This window comes from Actinomycetota bacterium (assembly GCA_019347575.1).
GTDB lineage: Bacteria > Actinomycetota > Nitriliruptoria > Nitriliruptorales > Nitriliruptoraceae > JAHWKY01.
The window spans coordinates 1-2,407 of record JAHWKY010000109.1; the positions used below are offsets into that span (position 1 = coordinate 1).

Consider the following 2,407-nt stretch of genomic DNA (forward strand, 5'->3'; position numbering starts at 1 on the left):
CACGGAATCGAGCACGCACTCGAGCCGCCAGATCCGTTTCAGGGAGACAGCTGGGCGCTGAGCGGCATCCCCGAAGTGCCACGGACCCTCGAGGACGCGATCGAGCTCTTCGACAGCAGCGCGCTCGCGCGCGAGCTGCTCGGCGAGCGCTTCTGCGAGCACTACACCGCCACCCGGCGGTGGGAACTCGAGCGCTTCCGCTCGACGGTCACCGACTGGGAACGCGAGCGCTACCTCGAGCGAGTCTGACCGGCGCCGGGTACCGGCTAAGAGACATGAGTGCCGCTCGCCATCCATCACCCGCCCGAGCTCCCTGACCGGCCCGCCGCGCAGTGCCTCTGCCACCTACCAGTGCCTCTGCCAGCTACCTCGGGCCGCGACCGCTGCCCAAGGCCGTGAGCGGTAGCGAGGTGGTCGACGGGTCGCGTCCCTGAGCTGCTGTAACTTCGCCGCGGCCCAGGTTCCCGCTGGCGGTCAGTCTATGCGACGCTCACCTCCTCGGGGATCGTTTCTTCATTGCCCTCGTATCGCATCCGCTTGAGGCGCTGGCGTTCGAGCTGGGTGAACTTGATGCCGTTGGTGGCGTTTGTGATGTAGAGGTCAAGCACGGCCCAGACGAGCGTCAGGCAGCTGGTCTCGCCGGGGAAGCGCCCGATCACCTTGGTGCGCCGCTTGACCTCGCCGAGCGAGCGCTCGAGGAGGTTGGTGCTGCGCCAGCGCCGGCGGTGTCTGGTCGGGTAGCGCAGGTGGACGACGAGCGCGTCGAGATCGTCGGCCAGGCATCTGGCGGCCGCGGTGTAGCCGGCGCGCTCGAGCTCGTCGACCAGGACCTCAAGGCGCTGTTTGCCGTCGCGTTCGTCGGTGGCCTCATCGAGTGCCTGCCAGTAGGCCGCTCGGACGCGTTCGCGCTCGCGTTCGGGTAGCTTCGCGAGCAGGTTGCGCAGGCGGTGGACGGCGCAGTGCTGGCGATCTGAGGCAGGCCAGCACTGCTCGACCGCCTTGATCAGCCCGGGGGCGCCGTCGGCGATGATCAGCATCGGAGCGCCCAGGCCGCGCGCGATCAAATCGCGTGCGAGCGAGAGCCAGTCCTCGTAGGACTCGCGCATCCCCAGCGTCACCGCCAGCAGCACCCGCTCGCCCGCCTCGGAGAAGCCCCACGCGCAAAGCACGCCCTCCTTGGGCCCGTCCGGGCGGACGTGGAGAAAGGTGGCGTCGAGGAACAGCGCTGCCAGCTGGATGTCGTAGAGGTCGCGGCGCTTGAAGGCCTCGAAGCGATCACGCAGCTCAGAGCAGATCCTGGCGGCGGTCGACTTCGACAGCTTCCCGAGGCCCGCCTGCTCGCACAGCGACTCGACGTCGCGCATCGACAGGCCACGGACGAACGCTCCGATCACCATCGCCTTGAGCGGCTCGGTACGCAGCAGCTTCGTGCCGCGCGGGAACAGCTTGGAGACAAACGGCTCGGCCGCCGCGCGCACCTGCGGGGTCTCCACCGAGAGCTCGCCCTCCGCGGTCTGCACCCGGCGCGGGCGAAAGCCGTTGCGCAGCCCCGGCGGCGCCTCTGGACGGCGCTCATAGCGCGCCCTCCCAAGCCAGGCGTCGAACTCATCCTCGACAGCGCGCTGGATGATCAGCCTGGCGCCCAGCCTCGCCAGCTCCGACAACGACTCCCGCGGGTTCTCGCCCACTCCAACGGCGAGCAGCGTGTCGATCTGCTGCTCGATCTCCGCCGACGGCGGTACGGTACGTCTCACGGCGTAGGTCCTCCTTCATCGTCTTTGCGGGACTTGAGGGAACCTACGCCGTTGCCTTGACGGCTCCCGGCTATTTACGGTGCTCCGATCGAGTTGTGGGTGAAGTTCATCGGGGAAGGTCGATGACGATGGCCGTGCAGCACAGGTAGACGAGCGCGATGAGCGGTGCGGCGCTGTGGAAGCCGAAGCTGCGGTGGCTGATGAGGCGGATGCGGCTGTTGAGGCCTTCGAGGCGTCCGTTGGACAGGCCGAGGCGGATTGCAGCGAGGATGCCGTCGCGATGGCGGCGGATCGTACGGGCGAGCTTGATGAACGGCTGCAGTCGTGAGCGCGAGGCCCAGGCCAGCCAGGCATCGAGGTGCGCGGGCGCGAGCGCGGGGTCCTCGAGCGCGTAGAGCATCCGCAGCTCCTCCTTGAGCAGGAAGGCGCGGAACATCGGCTTGTTGGCCTGCTGGACTTCGCCGAGCAGCGCCAGCTGCGGGACGCTTTGCTTGTCGGGGCTTTTGAGCAGCGACCAGCGGGTGCCCTTGATCCACTTGCCAGTCGGGGTGTGCGAGCGTTCGTGGGCGTTCCACTCGTCGCGGCGGACCTGGTCGACGGCGCGCTGACCGAGGCGGACGACGTGGAAGGGGTCGAAGGCCACTTCGGCGTGG

The 2,407-nt window shown here is 68.5% G+C and carries 3 protein-coding genes; 1 reads left to right on the plus strand and 2 read right to left on the minus strand.

Annotated elements, in window-relative coordinates; genetic code table 11:
• Positions 1–249, plus strand: a 249-nt coding sequence (locus KY469_22830; protein ID MBW3665926.1) for a glutamine synthetase, incomplete at its 5' end; no start/stop codon positions are given.
• Positions 250–479: 230 nt separating this feature from the next.
• Here the strand turns inward: KY469_22830 and KY469_22835 are convergent.
• Complete coding sequence (locus KY469_22835; protein ID MBW3665927.1) at positions 480–1,754, minus strand: IS256 family transposase; 1,275 nt, start codon at positions 1,752–1,754, stop codon at positions 480–482.
• Positions 1,755–1,860: 106 nt separating this feature from the next.
• The coding region (locus KY469_22840) for a transposase (GenBank protein MBW3665928.1) at positions 1,861–2,407 on the minus strand (547 nt) is incomplete at its 5' end.